Below are 3,106 nucleotides of genomic sequence, written 5' to 3' on the forward strand. Positions count from 1 at the left end.
ATCCCAGTAACGGATTAGTGGAATTGCCAGTCAATTTTGTAGATCGGTCTGGCTTGATTGCTCAAGGCTGTCCAGCAAATAAAGGCAATTCATTTACCATCACCGGACGCGGCGGTTTGCCACCTTTACCAACCCAAGCACTTCGCACTAATCAAACTGCAACCGTTGATTGGGTGACATTGAATCCTCAAGAACAAAAAAGCACAAATGTAAGAGACAATTTACACTTGAGTCGGAGTCTAGGGCGCAAAAGTCCTCAATTAGAAGTTAAGCAAATTAGCCCAACTATTGTAGAAGCTACTAGTTGGGTAATAAATAACTCTGGTGCAGTAGAGCTAATAGCCTCTGCACCCGTAGCTACACAGACCAATACTTTTACTTCAGCGATCGCCGACACTACGCGAACGCCCATCACAGCTTGCCCATCTCAAGCCACCGCTATTCAAAAATAATGCAAGTTGCTTTTCTCTAAATTCGAGTTGAGAGAAGCTAGAATAAATAATTATTCGCTAATCAATGGGCGTTAAAATTCTGAAGAAGTAATAGTTCGTTTAACCAACTTTCAAGTTGTAAATGCAAGCGATAACTAAAAACTTCCTTTTTGGCATCGATACGAGACAGTAGCGTAGAAGCACGATTATAAGCAGTCAGCGCACAATTCCAATCACCCCAAAGATGATGAGTTCTACCACATTCAGCCAAAATATAAGCTTCTAGTTGACCGAAAAGCAGCGCTATTTCAAAATTGTCAATTGCCTCTTCATATTGCCCTAAGTCACGTAAGGTAATGCCTCGATTAATCCTAGCTCGAATATATGTAGGATTTAAATTAATTGCGCGCTCGTAGTCGGCGATCGCTGCTGCTAAGTCTCCACAACTAACATAGTAATTTGCTCGATTGTTATAAGCAGCCACCAACTTCAGATTTAGTTGTATAGCAGTATTATAGTCACAAAAAGCTTTTTGTTTCTCACCACTCTGAAAATAGATTAGCCCCCGGTTGTTGTAATCGATAGCATTATTAGAATCGCGGTCAAGTAATTTGTTCAACAATGCGATCGCCTCATGATAATATCCTTTTTGAGCCAATTTTAAAGCACTAGAGCGGAGATAATTTTTATCAAAAACTAATTTGCTGCTTTCTTTTCTATGAGGCTCAAGGGAATTAATTGTTGTATTGAATACAAATTCACGAGAATTCTTTTGTAGGATTTTAGGAGCTATTGGCATATATTATTGACCTTGAGGATGTGAAAGATGATTTCTATGTATTTATGGGTATAAGCAAATTGATATTATGCGTTCAAAACATCAAGCAGCTTAATTTCAGAAAATTTTTAGAATTAACACTTGTGTTTTGTTAAGATTCTAAAGAAAATATATTTCTCAAGGATATCTAAATAAAAGTATGATAAAAGTACTTAGCAATAAACAATAACTACTTTTTGCTACGGCTATATCCGTTTGAGCAAGATAATAAAGCCAGATATTGCGCTGATAAATTACTTCTGTAAAGCTGCCGCTAGTGAAAATGAGTCCGAGGCAAAGTCAGTGAGAAAAAAAATAAGATATCGATTTTTCCTTGTAGTGCAAAGCTTTCTAAAAAGTATTATCGTGACTTGCAAAAGTCGCTTTTATTTTAAGAAGTGGTTAAAAAGAATTACAATAGTTGTCTTAGCTGCCTTGTTAAGCGTTTGGGTAATTTCACATCCCGCCTTCTCTCAATTTCCCCAGACCCAACCAAATGCTCAACTATTGGTTGAACAAGGTCGAAAACTCTATGAAACTGGACAGTTATCTGAAGCAGTAAGAATTTTGCAACAAGCAACAGATACTTTTAATCTGCAAAAAGACGAACTAGGAAAGGCAATGGCGTTAAGCAATCTTTCGTTAGTCTTTAAGCAACTTGGACAGTGGAAAAAAGCCGAAGCTGCAATTACACAAAGTCTCAACCTCTTAAAAGATTCACAACTCAAAACTCAGAACTTTGCAATAATCTTGGCACAAACTCTAGATATTCAAGGAAATCTGCAATTAGAACTAGGCAGAACTGAACAAGCTTTAGACTCATGGAAGCAATCGGCTAATACATATACTCAAGCAGGTGATGAAGTTGGTATCATCCGCAGTTTGATTAACCAAAGTATGGCAGAGCAAGCATTAGGGCTTTACCATCAAGCTCGCACCACCTTAGAAGAGTTACAACCCCGTCTTGAACAGCAACCAGATTCGCTTGTTAAAGCTATAGCTTTACGTAGCTTTGGTGATGTTCTGCAATTAGTCGGTGATTTAGAACCATCCTTTAAGGTTTTACAACAAAGCCGAGACATCGCCAAAAAATTACAATCTCCTTCAGAAATCAGTGCTGCGCTGCTAAGTTTAGGTAATACCGCACTTGCTTTAGGTAATAGACAAATCTCGCAGCAAGAAAGTATCAGTTTAGAAAACTATACTCCGTTACATTGTATTAACAAACCTGTCTCTACAGAATCTCTCAAATTTTATCAACAAGCAGCGCAATTCTATGAAGAAGCTGTCACCACAGCAACCTTACCACTCTCACAAATCCAAGCCCAACTTAATCATTTGAGTATATTGTTGAAACTTCAGCAATGGTCACAAGCGAAGAAATTATCTTCTGAAATTCAAGTAAAGCTAGCTAAAATCCCCCCAAGTCACACAGCAAATTACGCACAAATTAATTTTGCTCAGAACTTGGTGTGCTTGAAACAAGCTACCAACGCAGACATTCCTTCATCGAAAGAAATTGCCCAAATGTTAGCGACATCTGTACAGCAGGCTAGAAGCATGGATGATGAGCGTTCAGTTGCTTATGCTTTAGGCGCATTGGGTGGATTATATCTAGAAAACCAGGATATATCTAATGCTCAAAAACTGACACAGGAAGCTTTAATGGTAGCCCAAGCGATAAAAGCTGGGGATATAGGTTATTTGTGGCAATGGCAACTAGGGTACATACTTAGAATACAAGGAGATGTGACTGGAGCGATCGCTAACTACACTGAAGCGGTAAATACTCTCAAATATTTACGCAATGATTTAATTACTCTCAATCCAGATGTACAGTTTTCCTTTCGGGATAATA

General features: G+C 38.2%; 2 protein-coding genes and 1 pseudogene. 2 read left to right on the plus strand and 1 reads right to left on the minus strand.

Translation table 11 applies throughout. The features are described from left to right. Positions 1 to 452 (plus strand): annotated as a pseudogene (locus V7L07_RS06005) (hypothetical protein); the annotation flags it as partial. 61 nt (positions 453 to 513) lie between these two features. Here the strand turns inward: V7L07_RS06005 and V7L07_RS06010 are convergent. After that, on the minus strand, positions 514 to 1,230 hold the full coding sequence (locus tag V7L07_RS06010) for a tetratricopeptide repeat protein (RefSeq protein ID WP_335055934.1): 717 nt from the start codon (positions 1,228 to 1,230) through the stop codon (positions 514 to 516). Positions 1,231 to 1,614: 384 nt separating this feature from the next. Between V7L07_RS06010 and V7L07_RS06015 the strand changes: the two genes are divergently transcribed. Continuing rightward, positions 1,615 to 3,106: tetratricopeptide repeat protein (locus V7L07_RS06015; protein ID WP_335055936.1), on the plus strand; the 1,492-nt coding region annotated here is incomplete at its 3' end.

It is taken from the genome of Nostoc sp. (assembly GCF_036916985.1).
Lineage (GTDB): Bacteria > Cyanobacteriota > Cyanobacteriia > Cyanobacteriales > Nostocaceae > Nostoc.